The 2,184-nt window shown below is 70.9% G+C and carries 3 protein-coding genes and 1 riboswitch; of the genes, 2 read left to right on the top strand and 1 reads right to left on the bottom strand.

The window, feature by feature from the left end:
• Positions 1–41 precede the first annotated feature (41 nt).
• Positions 42–116, bottom strand: a riboswitch (cyclic di-GMP riboswitch).
• Positions 117–443: 327 nt separating this feature from the next.
• Positions 444–1,115: a peroxiredoxin-like family protein gene (locus CVO76_RS17110; protein WP_208740246.1), complete on the top strand. Its 672-nt coding sequence runs from the start codon at positions 444–446 to the stop codon at positions 1,113–1,115.
• A gap of 113 nt (positions 1,116–1,228) precedes the next feature.
• Positions 1,229–1,687: a GNAT family N-acetyltransferase gene (locus tag CVO76_RS17105; RefSeq protein ID WP_208740245.1), complete on the top strand. Its 459-nt coding sequence runs from the start codon at positions 1,229–1,231 to the stop codon at positions 1,685–1,687.
• A 12-nt stretch (positions 1,688–1,699) separates the two neighbouring features.
• Here the strand turns inward: CVO76_RS17105 and CVO76_RS17100 are convergent.
• Positions 1,700–2,184, bottom strand: a 485-nt coding sequence (locus CVO76_RS17100) for an aminoacyl-tRNA deacylase (RefSeq protein ID WP_432206110.1), incomplete at its 5' end; no start/stop codon positions are given.

Below are 2,184 nucleotides of genomic sequence, written 5' to 3'. Positions count from 1 at the left end.
GGGGGGAGTCGCGGGTGGAGTCATGGTCGGCACCTAGCTGGTTCGGTAGCCCGGCTGACCGCAGGGGTCCCGTGGCTTTGCGTCCCCGGCTCGCGCCGGGTTTGCCGTTGTCGCCGGGCGGTCGCCCGGGCGCCGGAGGTCCCTGCCGCGGCGGGGCTCCTCCACCATTGTCCCGGAGGTCGTCGTCGGACGGCGGCGGGGCGCCTGAAGGATGCCAGAGGATTCCTGCAGGTCTTCCGCAGCATGCCCGGATCGCCCGCCGGCACCGCTGGAACCGGCCTCCTGGGACGGGTGGAATCCGTTTCTGTCCTTGGTGCGCCGCGATGGCGGGCGGTGCGGACTATGACGCGGACGGACCGGCGCGCTGGGAATTCGCGGTGACGTGCACCACAATGGGTCCTGCTGCGGGATCGAGGCACCTGCGGTGTTGTTGAGGGGGACAGATGAAGCAGAGACCGGCGTTCACGAACACCATCGCATTCCAGATCGACGAGTACAGGCCGACGTTCGAGGCGCAGGTCGGCCCTGCCCTCGCAGCGGTCTTCGCCCGTGAGCAGGAGGATCTCCGCCGCGCCGGGATCCCCCCGGGGACGGCGCACGCGGGCGACCTGCTCCCCGATGCCGTCCTGCACGACGAGCACGGCCGCCAGGTGCGTCTGGGCGAGGTGCTCGGGGCCGCGGCGGCCATCCTGGTGTTCTACCGCGGTTCGTGGTGCCCGTATTGCAGTATCGCGCTGAAGACGTACCAGCGCGAGCTCCGCCCCGTCGTCGAGGCGTTCGGGACTCGGCTCATCGCGATCAGCCCCCAGGCCCCCGAGACCGCTGTCGCGGCCGCACGCGCCGCGGGACTGCGCTTCGAGCTGTACTCGGACGAGGGCAACGCCCTCGCCTCGCGCCTCGGGATCGTGACGGTGCCCAGCGCGGAATCCGAGGCGGCACGCGCAGCCCTGGGCATCGACGTCGCAGGCACCAACATGGACCGCACCGCAGCCATCCCGTTCCCCACGGTGGTCGTCGCCGACGCCACGGGCACCATCCGCCTCATCGACGTCCGGGTGGACTACACGACGCGCACGGAGACGTACGACATCATCGAAGCCCTGATCGCCCTGTAGTCCGCACCCCCCCCGAGGCAGGCGCCGGTAGGATCACGGCGTGCCGTGCCGGAACACACCCGTCCCGGTCGACGGTGCCGCCGCGCCCACAACACCGAGAGGACAGGCCCCGCATGGAGCTGACGATCGAACGCGTGCCCTTCGACGCCCCCGACGCCGAGGCGCTGCGCAACGCCCAGCAGGCCGAACTGCACGTGCGCTACGGCAGCGAGGACCACGAGCCCGGAGAGCCCCCTACCGCGGACAACGTGCCCTTCTTCGTCGTCGCCCGGGCAGCGGATGGAACGGCCGTCGGCTGCGGGGGTCTGCGCCCGCTCGGCGACGGAGGTCTCGAGGTGAAGCGGATGTATGTGCTTCCCGAGCGCAGGGGCCAGGGCGTCGCGACGGCGATCCTCCGACGGATCGAGGAGCAGGCGCTCGCCATGGGCAGCAGGACGCTGCTGCTCGAGACGGGCACGGAGCAGCCCGACGCCATGCGGTTCTACGAGCGTGAGGGGTACCACCGTATTCCCGCCTTCGGCCTGTACGCGGGCGAGGCACACTCGGTCTGCTACGCCAGGCTCCTCGACTGAGAAGGCCCGCCGTCAGGTTCCCGGGATCTCCGTGGTGATGTCACCGAGGGTTGCCGAGAGGGATGCCAGGAGTGCATCCGCGTCCGTGAACAGCAGGAAGTCCCGGGATCCCGATCCCATGCCGATCCGCCGTCCCCGGATCCGCTCGTCGGCATAGACGGGAAGGACGCTCCCGCTGCCCAGTGGCGTGATGGTCCCGGACTCGTAGCCGGTGAGTTCGAGGGCGGTCGCGGGCGGCACGAGCGAGGCCTTGTTCACGGCCAGCAGCGCGCGGAGCCTGGACCAGTCGAGGCGTCTCGTCCCCGGGATCAGGACGAAGACGGTCGTCCCGCCGCTGACCTTGACCACCAGGGTCTTCACCCCGTCCTCCCTCGTGAGGCCCTGGACCGCCGCCGCGTCGTCGAAGGTGCCGTCCTCGTCCCGGGGCACCAGGGATACCCCGAGTCCTCGGGCTGCTGCATCGAGCTCGGCGGGAAGGGGGCGGGCATCGGCGGTGT

Source organism: Arthrobacter agilis, assembly GCF_002953615.1.
GTDB lineage: Bacteria > Actinomycetota > Actinomycetes > Actinomycetales > Micrococcaceae > Arthrobacter_D > Arthrobacter_D agilis_B.
The sequence above is the reverse complement of the archived record's forward strand: the minus strand, read 5'-3'. Positions and strand labels throughout refer to the sequence as shown.